The following is a 22,846-nucleotide window of genomic DNA, read 5'->3' on the forward strand; positions in this document are numbered from 1 at the left end:
AGGGGGGCCAAATTTGACGAATAAACAGAATCCGGCACCGTTTGATAAAATGATGATTATTCGGACTACCATACTATTACTAGCCTGGATTAACCAGTTTTTAGTTATGAAAGGTTATAAGGCTTTGCCAATTACTAATGAAGATATTACGTTTATAATCACTCTTTTAATATCCATTTGGGCTTGGTGGAAAAATAATGATGTGCGTTACAAAGCAAGACGTAATACGCAATATTTGAAAGATAGAGGGCTAAAATAGAAGAGATTCCTAGGATGTAAAGCGATTTCCCATCGTTTTATGTCCTATTTTGAGTAGTTAGGAACATGCAGTTTTTCAATTCAAAGCGTAAATTCATACTTAAGAAATGGCCCTGATGCACTCTTAAATGAGTAGATCAGGGCTTTAAACGTTCAGGGAAGTCATTAGTTTTACATCTAGAATTCTTGTGCATGAGCCACTCGATTTTGGAGGCTAAACACGGAAAAATTTTATCGAAAATCAATGGGTGTCAGACAAGATGCAAAATCCGTATTCCCCCAATTTGATTTGAGGAGCATCGAATTCGGCTTCACAGCTATAGAGAACTTCATAATTGCTGCCTGTTTCAAGTGAAAAGGTTTGTTCTGCCGAATTTGGATTGAGAAGGACAACAACGGATTTTTTTTCGGTGTACTTCCGATAACCAAATATACCATTATCTGCTTGAGGTAACAGGAAACGAACTGCTCCTTCGTTCGCCAAGAGCTTCTCTGTTTTACGAAGTGTAGTCAATGTCCGTACATGATTCTTAATGTCGGAATTATGATTTTCCACGTCCCAATCCATGCATTTCCTGCAGCCGGGATCTCCTTTACCTGTTAGCCCAATTTCATCTCCGTAATAAATACAAGGCGTTCCCATAAAGGTAAGGAGCATAGTAAAAACCTGTTTTGTTCGCTTCACATTACCATCGCATTCTGTCAAGATCCTTGAGGTGTCATGGCTACCTATCAGATTGAAGGTGAAATCGAACACGTTTTTTGGGTAGCTAAAGTATACCGCGCTCATATTCTCTAAAAATTGTTTGGAGCTAATATTTCCTTTAGCAACTAGATTCAATATATTTGTTGTAAAAGGATAGTTCATGACTGCATCGAACTGGTCTCCACGAAGCCACGGCATGGAATCATGCCATATTTCTCCAAGTATATAAAGGTCTGGTTTTGCGTCTTTCATAGCTCTCCTAAATTCACGCCAGAAGGAGTGATCTACCTCATTAGCTACGTCTAGTCGCCAGCCATCAATATTAAATTCCTTAATCCAATATGTCCCCACATCCATCAAATATTTTTTTACTTCTGGGTTTGAAGTATTCAATTTCGGCATAGATTCAACAAAAGCAAAAGCTTCATAATTCGGTCTTGCTCCCCCTTGAACGGGAAAGTTGTGTATGTGGAACCAATCTTTGTAAAGAGAATTCTCACCTTTCTCCAGAACATCTTGGAAAGGTGGGAAGTAGTAGCCGCTATGGTTGAAAACTGCGTCCAGCATAACCTTGATTCCTCTGTTATGGCACTCGGAAATCAGTTTCTTGAAAGAGTTTACATCGCCAAATTGAGGGTCAAGTTCCATAAAGTCAATCGAATCGTATTTATGATTGGAATAAGCTTTAAAAATCGGATTGAAATATATGCCGTTAACACCGATATCTGAAAGATGGTCTAGATGTTCAGTAATCCCAGCAAAGTCACCACCGAAGAAATTATTTATTGCTGGCAGCTCACTACCCCATAACTTCGTATTTTTGGGATTTATCGAAGGGTCCCCATTTGCGAAGCGCTCCGGAAATATTTGATACCAAATGGTTTCCTTCACCCACTCAGGTGCCTTAAACTTTTCTTCTTTGTGGAGGTAAGGAAAACAAAAATAATAATCAGAATTAGTTGGGGCTATTTTATAAAATCCTTTTTCTGTATAAATAAGGTCCTCATTGAGAGAAGAAAGCCTAAAACCGTACCGCAGTCTACGAGTTATGGCGAATGCTTCTACTTCCCAGTAGTCAAACAGTCCATCACTTCCGGCCAGGGTCATTGGAACTTCTGAAAACTGCCATTCCCCATTTTCCCAGATGTACGGGTCTCCCATAATCAAAGAAACACGCGTCAGGTCATTTTGTTTTGATTTAATACGGATATGCAAAGTACGATCGTCTACCATGTAAGCAAAATTATCGACAGGCCTGTGAAAAATAGCGGCTTTTTCCATAACAAAACTCCTTTATTGTGCAATCGTTTGCACTTAGTAAACAAAACATTCTGTATATTAAAAGTATCAGAGCGAATTAAATATAACAAGTATTAGTTTTTTTAAAAAACTAGACTACTATTATAGAATGGAAAACCCTCTAAATAATTTTGTTTCAGAATTTTTTAAATAAAAAGAAAATAGATATTGTTAAACATTAGAATAAATGTATAATAGACTCATAAGTTGTGCAATCGCTTTCATAGATTTTATCTATCAAAAATTCCTCATACTAACTAGAATATTTCAAGCATTATAGGGATATGCATAAAAATATATAGCGATAAATGGTAACGGTTACAATAGTATGTTTGTGCAAGCGCTTGTTCAACTTGGGGAAGAAGAGATCTATACACTTATGAGGGGGTAAAGAAATGAAAAAGTCACTATCGTTGTTAATCATGCTGGTATTTATCATTGGACTATTGGTTGCTTGTGGACCTAATCGAGAGGAAACAACTACTGTTACTTCCAATGTTAATGAAAATACTGGCACTACATCAGATGAACCTGCAAAACCGGAAAAACTTGTAGTTTGGGAAGATACAGATAAATCGGTCGCTTTAAAACCGGCAATCGAGTCTTTCGAGAAAGAATACGGTATTAAAGTGGAATTTAAAGAACTAGGTATGGCTGATAAAATGCGTGACCAGCTCCGCCTGGACGGACCTTCTGGAACTGGAGCAGATATCGTTACTTTACCTCATGATCAAATTGGTCAGGTAGTAACGGAAGGCTTAATTCAGGAAATTGAAGTAAGTGACGAAGTTCTTTCTACTTTCACTGATTCTTCGATCACTGCACAAAAATACGATGGTAAACTTTATGGATTGCCAAAAGCAACAGAAACACCTGTATTTATCTATAATAAAGCATTAATGTCTGAACCACCTGCAACAATGGACGAAGTGTATGATTTTTCTAAAGAATTTTCGGATGGTAAACAGTTTGGATTCCTTGCATTATGGGATAACTTTTACTTTGCTCATGGTGTAATTGGCGGCATGGGCGGTTATGTATTCAAAGACAACGAAGGTGCACTTGACCGTGAGGATGTTGGTCTGGGTAATGACGGAGCAGTTGCCGGCGCGGAATATATTCAAAAATGGTATAAAGAAGGCTTGTTCCCTAAAGGGATTATAGGAGAAAGTGGGGGTTCTGCAAAAGACGGGCTTTTCAATGAAGGAAAAGTCGCTTCTGTTATGGATGGACCATGGGCTTTTCAAAGCATGAAGGATGCTGGCATTGACATCGGTGTTTCTGCTATGCCAACTCTTCCGAACGGAGATCACATGAAAACATTTATGGGAGTTAAAGGATGGCATGTTTCATCCTTTACAGAACATAAATATTGGTCTACAAAATTGGTTGAATGGTTGACAAACGAAGAGAATGCTAAAATTCGTTTTGAAACAACACAAGAAATTCCACCAGTAAAAACATTGATTGAAGATCCTATCATTGCTGAAAATGAAGGGGCAAAGGCTGTAGCGCTACAATCTCAGTATGCTGTGCCAATGCCAAACATCCCTGAAATGGGCGAGGTTTGGGGTCCAGCAGCTTCTGCATTGCAAACCATTGCTACAGGCAAAGCAGAACCAAAAGCTGCAATGGATGATGCGGTTAAAACAATCAAAACAAACATAGAAACAAATCACCCAAGTAAATGACAGTAGGCAAAGGCATGTTTCCATATAGGAAGCATGGCTTTGCTTATATCTTACGCTTACCGATTATTTGAGCAAGGGTTTATACAAAAATTAGAGAGTATTCTCCTTTCAAAGGAAAGAAGGAGGTCGTATTTGTGGTGGATAGTAATGTCATAACCAAACATAAACGGAACGCCGGATTATTATCGATAATTCCGGGATTTGGGCAATTTTATAATAAGCAGTACGTTAAAGGTATCATTTTATTCATTTTAGCAGCCGCATTTATCAGTAGCTTTTCTCAAACACTAAGTTGGGGATTTTGGGGATTATTCACATTAGGGACGATTCCTCGGCTCGACCATTCCATTTTCTTGCTAATCGATGGAATCATCGCGTTGTTGGTAGCAATTATAGGGCTTGGCATCTATGCGTTCAATATTTATGATGCTTATCATAACGGCCGAAAGCGAGATGAAGGTTTCACCTTAAATAATGTAAAGGAGCAATATCATAACCTCTTGGATAACGGCTTTCCGTATTTAATGATATCCCCTGGCTTTTTATTGTTAATCTTCGTCGTCATATTCCCAATCATTTTTGTTATTCTACTATCTTTTACAAACTATGATTTATACCATTCTCCACCGGCTAAACTAGTTGATTGGGTAGGGATACAGAACTATATTGATATCTTCAAGTTGGATCTTTGGAGAACAACTTTTTTTGGAGTGCTCGGTTGGACAATTGTTTGGACATTTGGAGCAACGACACTACAAGTTGCTATTGGCGTCTTTTTAGCGGTATTAGTGAATCAAAAGGATTTAAAGGGAAAAGTTGTTTTTCGGACAATCTTGATTCTTCCATGGGCAGTTCCAGCTTTTATATCGATCTTGATATTTTCTGGAATGTTCAATGAATCTTTCGGCGTTATTAACATCAGTATTCTCCAATTCTTTGGAATGGAGCCCCTTCCTTGGATGACCGAAGAACTTTGGACACGTGTAGCGTTAATCTTGATTCAATCGTGGCTTGGCTTCCCGTTTGTTTTTGCAATGACAACTGGGGTACTGCAGTCCATCCCAGAGGATTTATATGAGGCTGCAAACGTAGATGGAGCTTCGATTTGGCAGAACTTTCGGAGTATTACCTTGCCGATGGTCTTGTACGCTACCGCTCCGATTCTTATTACGCAGTATACATTTAATTTTAATAATTTCAATGTTATCTTTCTTTTCAACGGCGGGGGCCCTGCATTACCAGGACAAAATGCTGGGGGGAGTGACATATTGATTTCCTGGATCTATAAGTTGACGATGACTTCAGGACAATATGGAAAAGCGGCAGCAATTACGATGCTCTTGTCCTTGATTGTTGTAACAGTGGCATTATGGCAGTTCAAACGAACCAATTCATTTAAACAGGAGGATATGATGTAATGACTAATAAGACTGAAAAAATTATCAGACTGACAGTTTCATATCTTGTTCTCCTTTTTGCGGTTGTGGTCGTGATTTATCCTCTGCTTTGGGTTATAGGGTCTTCTTTGAATCCCGGCCAAAGTTTATCAGGTTCTTCCATGATTCCGGAAAATCCGACATTTAAACATTACCTAGACTTGTTCGATACAGGGAAGTCCAATTATATATTATGGTATCTAAATTCGATGAAAATAAGTTTAATCACCATGGTCTTAGCGGTAATAAGTGTTTCTCTGACTGGTTATGCCTTTTCTCGTTATCGATTTATCGGAAGGAAAAATGGACTTCTTACCTTTTTGGTACTTCAGATGATTCCAAACTTTGCCGCTCTTATAGCCATATTTGTACTCGCACAAAGAACGGAACTCCTGGACACTCATGTAGGATTAATCCTCATTTATGTCGGAGGGCAAATCCCAATGAGTACTTGGCTTATGAAGGGATATCTCGATACCATTCCTAAGGAATTAGATGAGTCTGCAAGAATGGACGGAGCTGGCCATTTACGTATCTTCTGGCAAATCATTATGCCTCTAGCGAAACCAATTATTGCTGTAGTAGCGCTCTTTGCCTTTATCGCTCCATTCGGGGACTTCATCCTTGCACGCATCATGCTACGCTCGGAAGAGAAATTCACTATGGGTGTAGGTTTATATGAACTAGTATCCAAGCAATTTGGAAATGAATTCACTACTTTTGCTGCAGGATCAGTATTAATTGCTATTCCGATCACCATTCTTTTCTTGATGTTCCAGAAATACTTTATATCCGGTTTGACAGCAGGGGGTACAAAAGGCTAATTACAGTTCTATAAAGAATTAGCTGGGGAGGACGACCATGAAAAAGAGCGTATCAATACTCGTTGTTATTATGCTTCTATTAATCAACCCTAAGCCGCCACTTGCAGCCGTAAAAGAAGAACGAATGATTCAGGATGAGATCATTTATATGATTATGGTAGACCGATTCCACAACGGTGATAGCAAGAATGACAAAGACGCTAACCTAAATAATCCATTAGCATATCACGGAGGTGATTTCAAAGGAATCACCACAAAACTGGATTATATGAAAGAGATGGGTTTCACAGCCATCTGGTTGACTCCTATCTTTGAAAATACGGAAAAAGGTTATCATGGTTACTGGGTAAAGGATTTTTATAAAACAAATGAATACTTCGGCACGATGGAAGAATTTAAAACACTCGTGCAGGAAGCTCATCATCGAGATATGAAGGTTATTCTGGATTTTGTTGTTAATCATGTCGGACCTGGCCATGAATGGTTAGATGATCCTATGAAAGAAGATTGGTTCCATGAAAAAAAGCCAATTACCAACTGGAATGACCAGGAGGAAGTAGAGAAAGGTTGGCTTTTTGATTTACCTGACCTGAACCAGGATAACCCGGACACGAGGAGGTTCCTTTTGGATGCTGCTAAATGGTGGATTAGTGAAACAGATATCGATGGTTACAGGCTTGATACAGTAAAACATGTCCCAAAAGACTTTTGGACAGATTTTTCAGCAGCTGTAAAATCAGAGAAAGATTCATTCTTTCTCATCGGTGAGGTATGGCACGACAATCCGAACGTAATAACGGGTTATAAGGATACTGGAATCGATGGATTTATGGATTTTTCGCAGAATGATAGCTTGCGTACAGCTTTTGAAAAGTCCGATCAGTCCCTCGGCTGGCTTTTCTCAAATGTTACTAGAAATGAGAAGTTGTTTGATCGTCCAGAGCTGCTAGGACAGTTTCTCGACAACCACGATATGACCCGGTTCTCTCATTTAGCAATTAACAACAATCAGGACCCTGTTACTCGATTGAAGCTAGGGCTATCTTATTTATACACTGCACCTGGAATTCCAATTGTCTATTATGGGACCGAAATTGCCATGGATGGTGGAAACGATCCAGATAATCGTAGGATGATGGATTTTGATGCAGATCCAAATGTAATTGATTATATAACAGAGCTAGGGGCGTTAAGGCAGAAACTACCTTCCCTGACAAGAGGCGATATGAAGCTTTTGTTTGAACAAGAAGGAATGGCTGTCTACAAAAGGAGTTATAAGAATGAAACTGTAGTTGTTGCCATTAATAATACGTCAGAAACACAAAAGGTAGTTCTCGAAGAAGAGCTGGAAAAAGGGAAAGAGTTAAGAGGTCTGCTTGGTGGGAAAACTGTACAGTCCAATGGAAACCACTATACGTTTAATCTTGAAGGTGAGCAAACAGAAATATATATGCTTGCTGATAAGATGGGGTTGAATTGGTTTTATATAGGAATTCTTACAGCTATGATTGGATTATTTGTTACCTTCATGTATTTTGGGAGCAGAAGGGCAAAAAAGACGAAATCATACTAGCAGATATAGTCCCTCTCTATTCCATCTGGTGTATCTAGCGTATGGCACGATCATATGCGCTGCAGTCGATTGCGTGCGGTCGCAAATTTAGAAAAGCTTAGAACGAGAGGAGTGCTTCATCATATGGAAAGAAATTGGTGGAAAGAAGCAGTCAGTTATCAAGTATATCCTAGAAGTTTTAAGGACAGTAATGGAGACGGCATCGGTGATTTGCGCGGAATCATATCCAAATTGGATTATCTGCAGGACCTAGGAATTGATGTTATCTGGATCTCTCCTTTTTATAAGTCTCCTAATGCGGACAACGGTTATGATATTAGCGATTATCAGGATATATCAGAACAGTTTGGGACCATGGAAGACTTTGATACATTATTGACAGAGGTCCATGCACGAGGAATGAAGCTGATAATGGATTTGGTTATAAATCATACAAGCGATGAGCATCCGTGGTTCATTGAATCACGCTCGTCTAAAGATAACCCTAAAAGGGATTGGTATCTTTGGAAGGATGGTAGGGGTGATGAAGCTCCGAACAACTGGGAGAGTATCTTCTCCGGTAGTTCATGGGAGTATGATGCTTTGACGAATCAATATTACCTTCATTTGTTTGCTACGAAGCAGCCAGATTTAAACTGGGAGAACCCAAAAGTGAGGGAAGAACTTTATAAAATGATAAACTGGTGGTTGGATAAGGGAATCGACGGCTTCCGGGTTGATGCAATCAGTCATATAAAGAAACGCTATGGCCTGCCGGATATGCCGAATCCAACAGGGGAACAATATGTACCGGCCTTCGATATGCATACGAACCAACCAGGTATTCAAGAATATTTAAAAGAATTAAAAGAAAACACCTTTTCTCAGTATGATATTATGACGGTTGGTGAAGCGAACGGAGTCGGTGTGGAAGAAGCCGATGAATGGGTTGGTGAAACGAACGGGAAATTTGATATGATTTTTCAGTTCGAGCATCTTGGTTTGTGGAATAAGGAAAAAGATCAGTCTGTAGATGTCATTGGACTAAAAAAAACATTGACCAAATGGCAGAAGGGTTTACACCATAAAGGCTGGAATGCTCTCTTTCTAGAAAATCATGACCAAACACGCAGTGTTTCTAGCTGGGGAAATGATCAAGAGTATTGGAACGAAAGTGCAAAAATGCTAGCTGTCTGTTATTTTCTTATGCAAGGGACACCTTTCATCTATCAAGGGCAGGAAATTGGCATGACGAACGTCAAATTCCCTTCTATTGAGGACTATGATGATATTGGCATGAAAAATTTCTATACCATTGAATTTGCTAAAGGGCGTCCACATGAAGAGGTAATGGAAATGATTTGGACAAACGGCCGGGACAACTCGAGAACCCCTATGCAATGGGATGATACTTTAAATAGTGGGTTCACAACGGGAGAACCGTGGATGAAAGTCAATCCGAACTACTTGAAAATTAATGTGGAAGCACAACAGAATGATGAAAATTCCATTTTTCACTTTTATAAAAGAATGATTCATTTGCGAAAAGAAAATCCTGTATTTGTGTATGGCGAATATGATTTACTACTGGAGGAACATCCGGGAGTGTATATATACACGCGTTCCATTTCTGGCCAGTTTGCCGTCGTGCTCTGCAATTTCCGCAATAAGCAGACGGTACTTCAACTTAACGGTCTTCCGGAGCTTGATTACGGCCTTATACTATACAATTACGACGATGCTCCTGATCAACTCACGGAGGAAGTCTCGCTTCAACCGTATGAAATGAGAGTATATTTATTTAAGGAAGCAGAACAGGCGGAGCGGACTATTTAACCGCCATCGCCTCTTCTTGATATTTGCGTTCAAACAATGTCTTCTATATCAGACCATTTTTCGTTAAGGTATACTTTTTGTATATAGGAATTCATGGTTACAGATATAATTGTTATTATTGTAAGAGAGTGGAGGAAATGTATTGGCTATTACGATTAAAGAGGTGGCAAAGTTGGCAAATGTTGCTCCTTCTACAGTTTCGAGGGTGATTGCTAACAATCCCCGTATTAGTGAGGAGACGAAGAAGCGGGTGAGAGAAGTGATGGATCAGCTAGGATATCATCCTAATTTTATCGCTCGCAGTCTTGCCAGCCAATCCACAAAAGTCATAGGCCTTGTATTACCTCACTCGTCTGGTGTGTTTTTTCAAAATCCTTTCTTTGCTGAGGTCATACAGGGGTTAAGCGAAGGTGTACACGAAAAACAGTATGCACTACAAATGAGTACTGGTAAAACAGAGGAAGAATTATATGAAGGTGTTGTGCACATGGTCCAGGGAGGTAGAGTAGACGGCATTATCCTACTATACTCACGTATTGATGACAAAATCCTATACTATTTAAAAGCTAGGAATTTTCCATTTGTCGTCATCGGAAAGCCTTTTGAATTTGTGGAAAAGATTACCCATGTTGATAATGATAATTACCTGGCAGCGAAAGAAGCCACTGAATATGTTATTGGTCTAGGTCATGAAAAAATTGGTTTCATTGGAGGAAGCCCAAGCCTCACTGTAACGATGGATCGTTTGCAAGGGTATAAGGACGCTCTAAGAGACCACAACTTACTGCTAAATGAAGAATATATCATCCACGAAGAATTTCTGCGTGAGGGAGGACAGGAAGCTGTCAAGAAGCTCCTAAAAAGGACTATTCCACCCACAGCACTTATTGTGACGGATGATTTAATGGCCCTCGGAGTCGTCAATTCTTTGACAGAAATGCAAATTGACATTCCATCGCAAGTATCAATTGTCAGCTTCAATAATGCCCTGTTTGCTGAGATGTCCAGGCCACCGTTGACTTCGATCGATATCAATATAGAAGAGCTTGGTTATCAGGCCGCTAGAAGTTTGATTCAAATGCTTGAGAATGAAAAGGAACCTGTTAAACGAATTATTATACCGCACCAGCTAGTCGTAAGGCATTCGTGTACCGAGATTGACCGGTGCGTATAGGGAAATTAAGGGGGAGTACTTGGTACTTACAGAAAGGCTGGTAAATAAGGTCACTACCGATAATTCAAACCCAGGAATGATGAGTGTACAGTGAGAACAGTAAAAATACCTCATCGATTTTCTTTAACTGCTCAGGTGTCGATACTCCTTGATAATACATAAATAATGAGAAAACATGGTACTACCTGTGGACAGTTTGAAAGTGCCACTCACCTATTCCAAATTAGGTGGGTGGCACTCTTTATATGTGAGAAATCAGTACGTATAGTAATCTTGGGCATGTACCACTTGGAATCCTATTGATTCATAGAGTCTAAGTGCATGCGCATTTTTGGTTTCTACTTCCAGATGAACGGAGTGACCCGATTCAGACTGTTCCTTGACGACTTTTGCTAATACTTTCCGCCCTATTCCTTTTCCTTGATGAGTCGGTAAGATAGAAAAGCCATAAATCCACGCTTCTCCATTTTCTCGTTTTACACGAATTTTCCCAACTGTTTCCTTGTTCCCATCAATCATGAACATGTCTGTATCCTCATCGCCATCTATTCTACTTTCCATTGCAAGTGCATCTTCGTTTGACAAACCAAATGCTTCCACAGACAAACGAACACGCATGTCTAAATCATCGGTATTTGCCTGGCGCAGTGTAAAACCATTCACTTCTTCCAAGGTCTTTTCTTCCCATTTCATTTGATGCTCCGAAAATCCATAGATAGCCCCATGTTTCGTTAAAAATGCTTGAGCTTCTGTAGAGCTAGCTGGTGCATTTAACAAAATTTTCTTGAAGTTCATCTCTTTTGCTGTAGCCATTCCGAGTTGGAACAATCGAGAGAAATGTTTTTTTCTACGCTCACTTGGTTTTACCATTCCGCATACTTCTACGGTGGAACCAAAAGCATATAGACCTAAAAATGCAACAAGTTCATCATTTTCATAATGAAGGAAATCCAGTTGATCTGTTACTCTATTCCGAAACATTTCCCAATTTAATTTTAATTGTAAATGATCATACGCTTCACATTCCTTTTGAAGGGTTTCAATATCTAGTAATTGTTTTGTAGTTAACATGTGAGTCTCCTTTTTAGATAAATTAGTAGTATTCTCTTAATTTATTTAATATTCAAGTTAATTTTACACTACCAACAACTAAAAACAATCGTCGTAAGAGAAAAATTGCTCCGGGAATGGGGTAAGTAGATTTGAGCGTGTGTATACATAGGTACAAAGAGAGGTCTCTAAATTAGAAAGTAAACTTCCGTATTTCCGAAAAGAAAGAAGGAGCAGCCGTTGCGGTAACGTATTGAAATGAATGACTACGTTTTAGGTCATTTATACGACGCGAAAATGTGTGATTTTTTGTAGTTAGATTGAACGACGATTGGCACTACCATTAGTTGAAAAAATCATTTACCTTAAATCGTATTTGTGTTAACATTTTTGAATATCAGGTTAACACATTTTATTTAAACCTTTAAAAAAACGTAAATGAGGGAGAATTGTTGCAACATTTTTGGGTAGTGGGTACGGATACAGATGTTGGAAAAACGTTTATCACAACTTTATTCATGCGTCATCTCCAAATCCAAGGTAATAAAGTAACTCCATACAAACCGGTACAAACGGGTGAAGTCGAGGATAAAGGCCGCTATTATTATCATGATACAACAACCTATCTAAAATATAGCTTACAACCTTTAGCCAAAGAGGCACTGAATACATACTCTTTCTCAACACCAGCATCACCACATTTTGCTGCAGAGCTTGAAGGAGAAACAATTAATGCACACAGGCTTCTAAAAGACATTGATAAGTTAAAACTAGATTATGATACGGTTATTTGTGAGGGAGCAGGTGGGTTGTATGTGCCACTTCATTCGGATACTACTTTGACATTACTTGATGTTATAGAGGAATCAACATTACCTGTCATACTCGTGACGAATACGAAGCTGGGCACAATCAATCACACATTGTTATCTGTAAACGCTCTCAAGGCGCGTAATATTGACTTACTAGGTATTGTGTTCAACCAATTCGAGCAAAGTGCATTAGAAAAAAATAATATTGACACCATACGTAGATTTGTCAAAGTACCAACCGTGTTCATCGAGGCTAATCGGACAATTGAAAGCTTTGATGATGAATCAATTTTGGAAAGGATGATGACCTATGACATATAAGGAGCTTCAAGGCCTAGATCTAAAACATATTTGGCATCCTTGCTCACAAATGAAAGACTACGAGTCCTTTCCTCCGATAGTGATAGAATGTGGGGAGGGGGTGTGGTTGTACGACAAGCTGGGTAATCGCTATTTAGATGCAGTTTCATCGTGGTGGGTTAATTTATTTGGTCATTCGAATCCTCGTATAAGCCAAGCTTTAGCTGAGCAAGCGCAAAAATTGGAGCACGTTATTTTTGCGAACTTTACTCATGAGCCTGCGATTCGTGTGGCTGAGAAACTCGTTGAATTGACAGCAAAAGGTTTGGAAAAGGTATTTTTTGCCGATAACGGATCCGCTGCCATTGAGATCGCGCTAAAAATGAGCTTTCAGTACCGTGCCCAAAGAAAACAGCCAAAGAAAAAACGTTTTTTAGCGTTTACAAATGCCTATCATGGCGAAACACTTGGAGCATTGTCTGTTGGAGGGGTTGACTTATATAACGAAGTATATGCTCCTCTATTATTAAACGTCGTCCATACACAAGGACCAGATTGCTTCCGATGTCCTTTTGGTGAGTCACCTGCTACCTGTAATGCACCTTGTACTCAGTACGTAGAAGAAGAATTCAAACAACATGCTGATACAATTTCTGCAGCCATCATTGAACCGTTAATCCAAGCAGCAGCAGGCATGAAAATGTATCCACCAGTTTTTCTAAAAAAACTACGGGCATTATGCGATGAGTACGATGTGCATCTCATTGCAGATGAGGTAGCGGTTGGCTTTGGTCGTACGGGTACATTGTTCGCTTGCGAGCAAGCTGATATAACACCGGACTTTTTATGTTTGTCCAAAGGCATTACAGGTGGGTACATGCCCCTGTCCGCTGTTCTGACAACGAATGAAGTGTATAACGCCTTTTATGACGACTATGGAACGATGAAGGCATTTTTACATTCCCATAGCTATACAGGTAACCCTCTTGCCTTGAGAATAGTGCAGGAAGTTTTGGCAATTTTTGAAGAAGATCAAGTGTTGACTAATCTAGCATTTAAACAAAAACTATTACAAGATTTAGCACATATAGCATTTGATCATTTACCTTACGTAGGTGAATACCGTCAAACTGGCTTCGTTGGAGCAATAGAATTAGTTGCGAATAAAGAGACGAAGTCACCATTTCCAAGCGAAGAGCGTATAGGCTATCAAATTTATCAGCGTGCACTAGAAAAAGGGCTCCTAATTCGTCCGCTCGGTAATATTATTTATTTCATGCCACCTTATGTTATTTCGGATGAAGAAATCAAATGGATGATTGATACAACAAAAGAAGTTATCGTCCAATTTTTTAAAGAAAGGCACGAATAAATTGAGAAATTCACGTACTTTATCTCTTACACTTGTTGCAATTTTTGCCGCAATGACTGCAATTGGAGCTTTTATTAAAATTCCTTTGCCCATTGTTCCCTTTACATTGCAAATTATTGCTGTGTATTTAGCAGGTTCATTATTAGGAAGTAAGCGAGGTTTACAAAGTCAAATGATTTATGTCCTAGTCGGATTAGCTGGCCTTCCGGTCTTTACACAAGGAGGAGGGTTTATGTATGTACTACAGCCTACGTTTGGTTACTTAATTGGCTTCGCTGCAGGGGCATACACGATTGGCTTCTTTATTGAACGCATCGAGCAACCTACTCGTAAACATTTTATTGTCGCAAATTTAATCGGCACTGCTGTCATTTATGCGTTTGGTGTTACTTATCTTTACTTGGCCTTAAATTTTTGGCTAGATGTGCCAACAAACTTATCTCATGTACTTGCAGCTGGATTTTTTAGTACGGTAGGTATTGACATTGCACTTGCTATTTTTTCAAGTTTATTAGCTACACGTATATATCCATTATTAAAAACAATACATTCAACGAAAAGAGGCGTACAAAATGAACTGGCAAACACTAGCTCAAGAAGTTATTGAAGGTAAAGAATTAACAAATGAAGAGGCAATGCTAATCTTAACAACATCAGATGATGAACTGCTACCCTTACTTCATGGTGCTTTTACAATTCGTAAGCATTACTATGGGAAGAAAGTAAAACTAAATATGATTATGAATGCGAAAAGTGGCTATTGCCCAGAGGATTGTGGATATTGTTCCCAGTCATCGAAATCCACTGCACCGATTGATAAATATCCATTCATTTCAAAAGAAGAAATTTTAGAAGGTGCGAAACGTGCGTTTGAAAACCAAATCGGTACATACTGTATCGTCGCAAGTGGTCGTGGTCCAACACGTAAAGACGTAAATGTTGTCAGTGAGGCGGTAGAAGAAATTAAAGAAAAATATGGTTTAAAAGTATGTGCTTGCTTAGGACTATTAAAAAATGAACAAGCTGAACAGCTGAAAAATGCAGGTGTCGACCGATATAACCACAACTTAAATACATCGGAACGTCATCACGATTACATTACTACCTCACATACATACGAGGACCGAGTAAATACAGTGGAAGTTGTCAAAAAACATGGTATTTCTCCATGTTCCGGTGCAATTGTTGGTATGAAAGAAACGAAGGAAGATGTAATAGATATCGCACGAGCACTTCGTCGTCTGGATGCGGACTCGATTCCAGTAAACTTCTTACATGCCATTGATGGTACAAAACTAGAAGGTACGAAAGAACTGAACCCACGCTATTGTTTAAAAGTACTTGCACTGTTCCGTTTTGTAAACCCAACTAAAGAAATTCGTATTTCGGGTGGTCGTGAAGTCAATTTAGGCTCTCTACAACCATTAGGGTTATATGCTGCCAATAGTATTTTTGTCGGAGATTATTTAACGACTGAAGGACAAGAAGTCAATAAGGATTATTTAATGTTACAAGATTTAGGTTTTGAAATCGAGCTTGCAGAAAAACAAGCCGAACTGTTTAATGTTTAAAAGGCAGTAATTTCGAAACTTTAACAGGAGCAATTACGTTATAATTGAAATCAAAAAGAGCCTAGATTTCTCATAGGCTCTTTATTTTCTTCAATTCTTACATATCAATGATTATTGGAAGAATCATCGGTCTTCTGTTTGTTTGGGCCACTAAAATTTGCTGAGCAGTATTTTTAATAGCTTCTTTTAGGATACGTTCTCTATTAGTGTTATTCTGTATCTTGTCAATAGTTGCTCTTACGTAATTATTCACTTCATTCATTAGATCCGTTGATTCAGTATCATGAATAAATCCATGTGAAATAGTATGAGGACCTGAAATAATCTTACCATCCTGTTTTCTAATTGTTGTAATAATGACCAACATTCCATCCTCTGAGACCATACTCTGATCGTGCAATACGACTTCATGCACATCTCCTACACGAAGCTCTTCTGCAAAAACGTTTCCTGTAGGAATCCTACGTTCTTGAACAGCTTCTTGATGAACAAAATCAACGACATCACCATTATTTAAAATAAAGATATTTTCTTTTTTTATGCCAACTGTTTCAGCTAATAAACTGTGTTGATGAAGCATGCGATATTCACCGGAAATGGGAATAAAATATTTCGGTTTTAATAAAGTGATCATTAGTTTTAACTCTTCTTGACGCGCATGACCAGATACTTTCATTCCTTTAATTTTACTTGCACCATAAATAACGTTTGCTCCAAGTAAAAATAATTGATCAATTATACGTAATACAATTCGTTCATTCCCAGGTATAGGATTTGCAGCAAAAATAACAGTATCTTTAGGCAAAACATTTACATCTACATAGCTTGAGCCTGCTAAACGAGCTAATGCTGACCTAGGTTCACCTTGGCATCCTGTACAAAGGATGGTCACTTGGTCAGGATCGTATCTACATATTTCATGAGATTCTATTAACATTCCAACTGGGATGGTCAAGTAACGAAGATCTAATGCAACAGATACAGCATTAATCATGTTTGTGCCAAGTAATACAAGCTTACGATTGGTTTTCTCAGAAGCATTTATTATTTGTTGTATGCGTTGAATATTAGATGTAATCGTTGAAATGAATATTTTTTGAGTTGCACGTCTAAACGCTCCTTCTATATCATCAGCAATTTTTTGTTCCGTTAATGTATATCCTGCTTTTTCTGCATTTGTGCTATCGGATAAAAGTAAAAGCACTCCATCTTGAGAAATTTCGGCTATTTTTTGAATATCCGGTGATTCCTGATTTACGATACTCCAATCAAAATTAAAATAACCAGTATGTATGATTAATCCTTGTGGAGTTTGGAATGCTATGCCTAAACTATCTGGATTACTGTAACTAGTATGGAAAAAAGTCGTTTTAATCGTTCCATTCCTCAATTTGGAATCTGCATCAATCATATATAGCATTACTTTGTCTAGAAGATCATATTCCTCTAATCTGTTTACAATTAGACCATGAATTAGATTTGGCGCATAGACAGGCACCTGTAACTGTTTTAAGAAATAGAGGATACCTCCGATATGTTCTCTATCTCCATGAGTAACAATTAAAGCTCTGATTTTATCTTGATTTTCTTTTAAGTAAGAGATGTCCTGAATAATTAAATTTAATCCTAACAGACTTTCATCTGGTAATTTGGACCCGCAATCTATTACCACAATATCATCAAACGATTGGATGACGTACATATTCTTACCAATTTCATACAGACCTCCGAGTGCGAAAATGGATAGTTCCTGCTCTGTTTTATTCAAACTAACAAACCTCCTATAAAAAATGCCTACTTTAAGTATTACCTATTGCATGATTTTTATAAGGAGATTTTAAAGTTATATATCTTATAAAGGATAAGGGACCAAAAATTGGTGGAGCAATAGGGGAAAAGCTTGACGGATTTTCGACAGATAACTACATGATGATTAATAGCGCCTATTCCATAAGTTGAATACCAGAACGTTCGTTTGTATTATAGAGATAGTATTGAAAAAAGAAGGGAGGATAGTAATGAGAAGAAATCCTGGTATGACAGATGTTGTTATTATTGAGGTGTACAAAAGTGGCTGGTCTTGGAACAAATTATAGGAATTACTGGTCCAGCTTTTCGCAATGTCCTAATTAAACACGCTATACCAATGAATAGGGAACAATATGCTGGTCAACCAAGGGAAGACAAAGTAAATGAAAATTTCTTTAAAACTTGGTCACATGAAATGGCTTGGTTACTTGGAACATTTGTTACGGATAGCCATTTAAATAATAAAAACAATAGCATTTATTCATCTCAAAAAGATGAACGAATTCTACAACTAATTGCAAAATACATGGATGCAGTTGCTGTTAAAGAGAGCGAAATATTCTATTGTTAGAGGAAAGAACCCGAAAGATCCTATTGAGTTAAATACAACTTCTGATAAAGAGTTGTTAGAGGAAGTAAGAATTTTTGCTAAAAACAATAAAGTAACATGAATGTAGTACTAGAAAACAGTGTTCAATTATTGAAATAGAAAGGGCCTAATAATTGAGACCTCTTTTATCTTTTTTTATTTTAGTTTACATAATATAAATTATTTGTAGTTGAATCTCAATGAAAAAGTATACTTTAAATATTGAGATATTTGAGAAAAATTCATAAAAAATCACTTTAATTACATATGTAAATTACTACTGTAGCTATTTACTTTGGAAAATTTGATCATTGTCCATATTATATAAATTTCTGATACCCGGTTTCATTTATATTCTTCACTAACTTGCCTATTTTAATAGTTGTCTAAACCTTTCCAGTTAATAAACAACATAATTTTCTAATTTCTTCATCTGTTTTCTTTTTTACATTCTGCTACAGCTTTATTAACTAATTCCTATATTATCCCTAAACACAAAATTATCTCACATATAAAATTAAGCTCAGTTCTATTTGACTAGAATTGAGCTATTTACGTTTTCACCTATTTTACTGGCGGAATTGTGAGTGTTCCTTCTTCTATATGGGCTTCATCATAATTAAAATCATCATTATCATAAACATGTTTTTGATAAGTGAATGTGCCGTCTTCATTGACTGTAAGGGACATAATCTCTTCTCTCGGTGCTAAATCTTCGATAATTGGAGTAACGATATTGTCCTTAATATTCAGTTCATACAGTTTACCACCTGTGGTTACCATGCCATTAGAGTAACCAATAATGACAAATAGTCTGTTTTCATCAATCCACTCTACAACTTTAGGGGAATATTAACCGTGCTCATTATCTTTTAGTTTATATATGGTGGATTCGCTCGTTTCAAGGTTTTCTATTACGAGCACCGCTTCTCCTTCTTCACCAGCTTGTTCGCCTCTTCCTTCAATTGTCGCTTGTTGTTTTCCACCCGGTGAAGGTTTCCAAGGGGAATGAAAAGTAGGTTCAAAATTATTTACTACATTAGCATCAAAATGTGCAGGTGTTGCTATTTTCTCAGCCTCTGGCAAAATAAATTCGGATAAATCATCCATCATAACGGTATCATATTTACCACTACTTTCATTAAAAGACTCTGATACTATTTTCACTAGTCCAAATCCGGAAGCAAAATATTTTTTTGTACGGAAATTATCCACTGCATTTTCAACTACTAACACATTCGTGAAGGTTCCATACGTCGTCGTCACCTTTGCTGCTAGTGCAGTCACGGTCCACTCACCATATTCACTTCCTAGTTCAATTGGCGCTTTTAAAACAACTTCTTTCATTGGCAGTTCATTTAATTCTTCCATTGTTAATTGGGATGGGGCTGATCCATCAATGTTTTCTCTATAGACTAATTCTACCTGTTCCCCATTCACACGATAAATTTGTTCTATAATCGCTCCATCATTACTAGTTATTTGTTGGATATAATAATCACTTAACCAAAAAGTTTGTGTTTTGGTACCACCATTTTCATATCCACCTAAAAAGATTGCTTCCGCGCCGTCTGGAGGGAAATATTGTATCATTTCCTCGTAATATTCCGCTTTTTCTAGAACTAGTCCCTCTACTCCCTTTCCATCTAGAGTATTTTCTTCATCGATGTCTTCTTCATTCGGGACTACTAATTCCGTGGGTTCTGGTTCAGATAACTGGCTCTCCTCTTTATTTAAAGCAGAAGGGATTATATAGATACTAAATGCTAGCAAACCTAAAAAAGCAACTATCGTTGAGTAATGCGCCCATTGCTCTTTTTTTACTATGGTTTGCTTTGATTTTTTCAAGTTAACCTGTTGTTGTACACGAATTGCCCGGTCTGATGTGTCGCCTATTTTCTCAATCAATTGTTGTTTAATCTCATTCATGAATAAGCACCTCCCATTCATTATGTTTCAATTGTACCTTTAAAAGTGCCCGCGCTTTCCTTAACCTGGTCTTTACGGTGTTGTCCGAAATGGCTAATATTTGAGAAACTTCTAGTACCGATAACTCCTCAAAATAATAATAAATAATTACTTCTCGATATTTTAATGGTAGCTCTAAGACTGCATCAGCGAGCTCCAATTTTTCATCTTGTTCTACGATTCGGTTTCGCGCTTTCTTTGCTGGATTCAAAAAACTAGTCGTTAAGATTTGCTTGCGATAACGCCAACTTTTTAAATAATCCTTGCATTTATTAATCGTCATCTTTGCTAAATAGGTCTTTAAGGATGAACGTTCTTCAAATTACTCAAACTTTTGATAAAAATTTAAAAATACATCCTGCACGATATCCTCCGCTGCTGGCCAATCTTTTACGTATAAATAAGCTAGCTTTAATAAATAGTCCATATGATCCTGCATGACGTTTTGAAATTTCTGTTCTGCTAAAAAACGGTTCACTGTCACAATCCCCCTTTCTTGCTTTTGAATAATTGACGATCCATAAATGGAGCACGTTTTCGGATTATGTAAATATATTAATTTTTCTAAACAGTTGTTATTGTTTCTATCACAAATTACTTGTATATTCAAAGTTAACTATTATCAAAACTATGCTAGTGGGTGATTCTAATGTCTTCTAAAAACAAATCTACTAACTCAAGATACATTAATAGGAGAATGGCTTATATCGTAGCTATTATCATGACAATTTTATTAGGTCTAGCCTCCAGAAAATACAGCCAATTACTTCCGTTATTTGTATCGCAAAATGCCGGGGATGTGCTTTGGGCAATGATGGTCTTTTTCGGATTCCGTTTCTTATTAGTGAGTAGGTCCTTATTTACAGCAATCTGGCTTAGTTTTACGTTTAGCTTTGGTATTGAATTCAGTCAGGTGTATCAAGCAGACTGGATCAATCAAATTCGGGGAACATTTCTCGGAGCATTGATTCTGGGGAAAGGGTTTCTAATAGTGGACTTAATTCGATATACAATAGGGATTACAATTGCCGCAGTCTTGGATAAGGCGACACTTACGTTCCATCAGCGTTGATTAAATCTCCTCTTTATTATATTAGGCTCTTGTATTAAAGGCATATATTTTGTAAAGAAAATCCGCGTAACTCCTGTGGAAAGCGAGCGGATTTTCGTCATGTAACAACACGATCGTTTTACAGAGTTAAAATTTAAATATGCTAATCCAATAATCTTTCACAGGAAAATCACCTACATAGTCCAAGCCATTATGAAGATAAAAATCTTTTAGCTTTCTATTGCCAGCCCAGCAATCTAAATACATATCTTGATTTTTGGAATGTGCAAATGAGTTCGCGAAATCAATAATCATCGAACCAATATTTCTTCCTTGATATTCTGGAAGAATAGCAATCCTACCAACATACAAACTATCTGCTCTTATAGTGAGCTTATTTAAATGATCTATAGTTTGAATTACAAATGTTCCAATGACGTTGTCATCTACTACTAATTTATATGTATTACTTTCCTCGATTCCATTTTTAATATGGACTGAATCCCATGGATATTCCCATTGATTAATTCCTCTTTTGTGCAAATGTAACGTTACTTTGTTCAAAACTTCTAGAATTAGTTCAACATCCTTTTTCACTGCCAGTTTTATTAACACATAGCCCTCCCTCAGATCTGTTTTAACAGATCAAATTCTCATTTTCTATTAATATCTAATATCTTTTTATTGTGAGAAATCTTCTATCATTTTATCAATAATATCAGAATAATCAAATATCCATATCCGTAAATTGTTTTAAAGGTTACACGTATAAAAAAACCGATTAGATCTTAGTAGAGTCTAAACGGTTTGGGAAGCTATGAAATTCATTTTTCTGCTAGGCCAACTGGTGTATTTTAATCGATTCCTACAACATTACTTCTACGCTCAAGCAATACAACATCACGCCAAACTCCATTTAATTTGCCCATACGTTTGGGTGTTCCTATTTCTTCAAATCCAAATTTTCTATGTAGTTTTATGCTACCTTCATTTTCAGGGAAAATCATGGACTGCAGTGTCCAAAATCCATGCTTTTCACTAGCTGTTACTAGTTCTTTTAAAAGTTTGCTACCAATTCTCATTCCGGTTACTGAATGTGTAACATAAACACTTACCTCAGAGACGCCAGAAAACGCCTCTCTGCTCGAGATTGGGCTTAGGGCAATCCAACCTGCCACTTCTCCATTTAAACGCGCTACGAGCCTGCATTCTTTCGAATGAGACATATCCCATTCTTCCCAAGTAGGTGCTTTTGTTTGAAAGGTAGCATTTCCGGTATGTATACCTTCTGTAAAAATAGCTTGTACTTGCTGCCAATCACTTGCAGTCATTTCGTCAAACTTTAAATCTTGGTCCATAAATTTCCCTCACTTTAATATGTTTGAATAGTAGAACTAAAATGATTATACGAGGTTTCTTATGAAAGATACATATTTCGTAATTATTGGTACTGTTATATTTTACTGTTGTTTAATAGCTTATAATTTGCGGTAGACTCTCGCGGTTTCTACCAAATAACAACACAACGCCTATTTATTAAATAAAATA

The 22,846-nt window shown here is 37.5% G+C and carries 19 protein-coding genes and 2 pseudogenes; 13 read left to right on the plus strand and 8 right to left on the minus strand.

Annotated elements, in window-relative coordinates:
• The first annotated feature begins 13 nt into the window (after positions 1-13).
• Positions 14-259, plus strand: a complete 246-nt coding sequence (locus tag MHB48_RS09795) for a phage holin (RefSeq protein WP_342601251.1) — start codon at positions 14-16, stop codon at positions 257-259.
• 240 nt (positions 260-499) lie between these two features.
• Here MHB48_RS09795 and MHB48_RS09800 read toward each other — a convergent pair whose 3' ends face one another.
• Positions 500-2,245 (minus strand): glycoside hydrolase family 13 protein, encoded by a 1,746-nt coding sequence (locus MHB48_RS09800; protein WP_342601252.1) that lies wholly within the window; start codon positions 2,243-2,245, stop codon positions 500-502.
• 413 nt (positions 2,246-2,658) lie between these two features.
• Between MHB48_RS09800 and MHB48_RS09805 the strand changes: the two genes are divergently transcribed.
• From MHB48_RS09805 to MHB48_RS09830, 6 genes are all read left to right on the plus strand, one after another.
• A complete protein-coding gene (locus MHB48_RS09805; protein WP_342601253.1) occupies positions 2,659-3,954 on the plus strand; it encodes an extracellular solute-binding protein in 1,296 nt (431 codons plus the stop codon).
• A 134-nt stretch (positions 3,955-4,088) separates the two neighbouring features.
• The gene (locus tag MHB48_RS09810) at positions 4,089-5,372 is read left to right on the plus strand and encodes a sugar ABC transporter permease (RefSeq protein WP_342601254.1); all 1,284 of its coding nucleotides are present in this window, start codon (positions 4,089-4,091) and stop codon (positions 5,370-5,372) included.
• Positions 5,372-6,214 carry a sugar ABC transporter permease gene (locus tag MHB48_RS09815; RefSeq protein WP_342601255.1) on the plus strand — a complete coding sequence of 281 codons (843 nt, stop codon included), beginning with the start codon at positions 5,372-5,374 and terminating at the stop codon, positions 6,212-6,214. Before MHB48_RS09810 ends, MHB48_RS09815 begins: the two co-directional genes overlap by 1 nt.
• Before the next feature lie 37 nt (positions 6,215-6,251).
• Positions 6,252-7,787: an alpha-amylase family glycosyl hydrolase gene (locus tag MHB48_RS09820; RefSeq protein ID WP_342601256.1), complete on the plus strand. Its 1,536-nt coding sequence runs from the start codon at positions 6,252-6,254 to the stop codon at positions 7,785-7,787.
• A 123-nt stretch (positions 7,788-7,910) separates the two neighbouring features.
• Positions 7,911-9,602, plus strand: coding sequence for an alpha-glucosidase (locus MHB48_RS09825; protein WP_342601257.1), 1,692 nt, complete (start codon positions 7,911-7,913; stop codon positions 9,600-9,602).
• Between the two features lie 142 nt (positions 9,603-9,744).
• Positions 9,745-10,776, plus strand: a complete 1,032-nt coding sequence (locus MHB48_RS09830) for a LacI family DNA-binding transcriptional regulator (protein ID WP_342601258.1) — start codon at positions 9,745-9,747, stop codon at positions 10,774-10,776.
• Between the two features lie 255 nt (positions 10,777-11,031).
• Here the strand turns inward: MHB48_RS09830 and MHB48_RS09835 are convergent, their stop codons facing one another.
• Positions 11,032-11,847, minus strand: a complete 816-nt coding sequence (locus MHB48_RS09835; RefSeq protein ID WP_342601259.1) for a GNAT family N-acetyltransferase — start codon at positions 11,845-11,847, stop codon at positions 11,032-11,034.
• Between the two features lie 431 nt (positions 11,848-12,278).
• Between MHB48_RS09835 and bioD the strand changes: the two genes are divergently transcribed.
• The 4 genes from bioD to bioB are packed head-to-tail and all read left to right on the plus strand — an operon-like array spanning position 12,279 to position 15,881.
• Positions 12,279-12,959, plus strand: a complete 681-nt coding sequence (gene bioD, locus MHB48_RS09840; RefSeq protein WP_342601260.1) for a dethiobiotin synthase — start codon at positions 12,279-12,281, stop codon at positions 12,957-12,959.
• On the plus strand, positions 12,949-14,310 hold the full coding sequence (bioA, locus tag MHB48_RS09845; RefSeq protein WP_342601261.1) for an adenosylmethionine--8-amino-7-oxononanoate transaminase: 1,362 nt from the start codon (positions 12,949-12,951) through the stop codon (positions 14,308-14,310). The genes bioD and bioA overlap by 11 nt, the downstream gene beginning before the upstream one ends.
• A 1-nt stretch (position 14,311) precedes the next feature.
• Positions 14,312-14,917, plus strand: a complete 606-nt coding sequence (locus tag MHB48_RS09850) for a biotin transporter BioY (protein ID WP_342601262.1) — start codon at positions 14,312-14,314, stop codon at positions 14,915-14,917.
• Positions 14,883-15,881 (plus strand): biotin synthase BioB, encoded by a 999-nt coding sequence (gene bioB / locus MHB48_RS09855; protein ID WP_342601263.1) that lies wholly within the window; start codon positions 14,883-14,885, stop codon positions 15,879-15,881. The genes MHB48_RS09850 and bioB overlap by 35 nt, the downstream gene beginning before the upstream one ends.
• A gap of 97 nt (positions 15,882-15,978) precedes the next feature.
• Here bioB and MHB48_RS09860 read toward each other — a convergent pair whose 3' ends face one another.
• Positions 15,979-17,649, minus strand: coding sequence for a ribonuclease J (locus tag MHB48_RS09860; RefSeq protein WP_342601264.1), 1,671 nt, complete (start codon positions 17,647-17,649; stop codon positions 15,979-15,981).
• 312 nt (positions 17,650-17,961) lie between these two features.
• On the opposite strand from MHB48_RS09860, the gene MHB48_RS09865 reads away from it, so the two are divergent.
• On the plus strand, positions 17,962-18,261 hold the full coding sequence (locus MHB48_RS09865) for a hypothetical protein (protein ID WP_342597934.1): 300 nt from the start codon (positions 17,962-17,964) through the stop codon (positions 18,259-18,261).
• Positions 18,262-18,843: 582 nt separating this feature from the next.
• Here MHB48_RS09865 and MHB48_RS09870 read toward each other — a convergent pair.
• From MHB48_RS09870 to MHB48_RS09880, 3 genes and pseudogenes are all read right to left on the minus strand, one after another.
• Positions 18,844-20,229, minus strand: a pseudogene (locus tag MHB48_RS09870) (DUF4652 domain-containing protein).
• Positions 20,201-20,557: pseudogene (locus MHB48_RS09875) on the minus strand (sigma-70 family RNA polymerase sigma factor); the annotation flags it as partial. The pseudogenes MHB48_RS09875 and MHB48_RS09870, both read right to left, overlap by 29 nt.
• Positions 20,558-20,569: 12 nt before the next feature.
• The gene (locus MHB48_RS09880; RefSeq protein WP_342597935.1) at positions 20,570-20,725 is read right to left on the minus strand and encodes a sigma factor; all 156 of its coding nucleotides are present in this window, start codon (positions 20,723-20,725) and stop codon (positions 20,570-20,572) included.
• A gap of 171 nt (positions 20,726-20,896) precedes the next feature.
• On the opposite strand from MHB48_RS09880, the gene MHB48_RS09885 reads away from it, so the two are divergent.
• Complete coding sequence (locus tag MHB48_RS09885) at positions 20,897-21,319, plus strand: DUF2809 domain-containing protein (RefSeq protein WP_342597936.1); 423 nt, start codon at positions 20,897-20,899, stop codon at positions 21,317-21,319.
• A 126-nt stretch (positions 21,320-21,445) separates the two neighbouring features.
• On the opposite strand, the gene MHB48_RS09890 is transcribed toward MHB48_RS09885, so the two are convergent.
• Both MHB48_RS09890 and MHB48_RS09895 read right to left on the minus strand, forming a co-directional pair.
• Positions 21,446-21,913 (minus strand): GNAT family N-acetyltransferase, encoded by a 468-nt coding sequence (locus MHB48_RS09890; RefSeq protein WP_342597937.1) that lies wholly within the window; start codon positions 21,911-21,913, stop codon positions 21,446-21,448.
• A 239-nt stretch (positions 21,914-22,152) separates the two neighbouring features.
• A complete protein-coding gene (locus tag MHB48_RS09895) occupies positions 22,153-22,656 on the minus strand; it encodes an N-acetyltransferase family protein (RefSeq protein WP_342597938.1) in 504 nt (167 codons plus the stop codon).
• Between the last annotated feature and the right edge of the window lie 190 nt (positions 22,657-22,846).

Origin of the sequence: Psychrobacillus sp. FSL H8-0483 (assembly GCF_038637725.1) — a bacterium.
GTDB lineage: Bacteria > Bacillota > Bacilli > Bacillales_A > Planococcaceae > Psychrobacillus.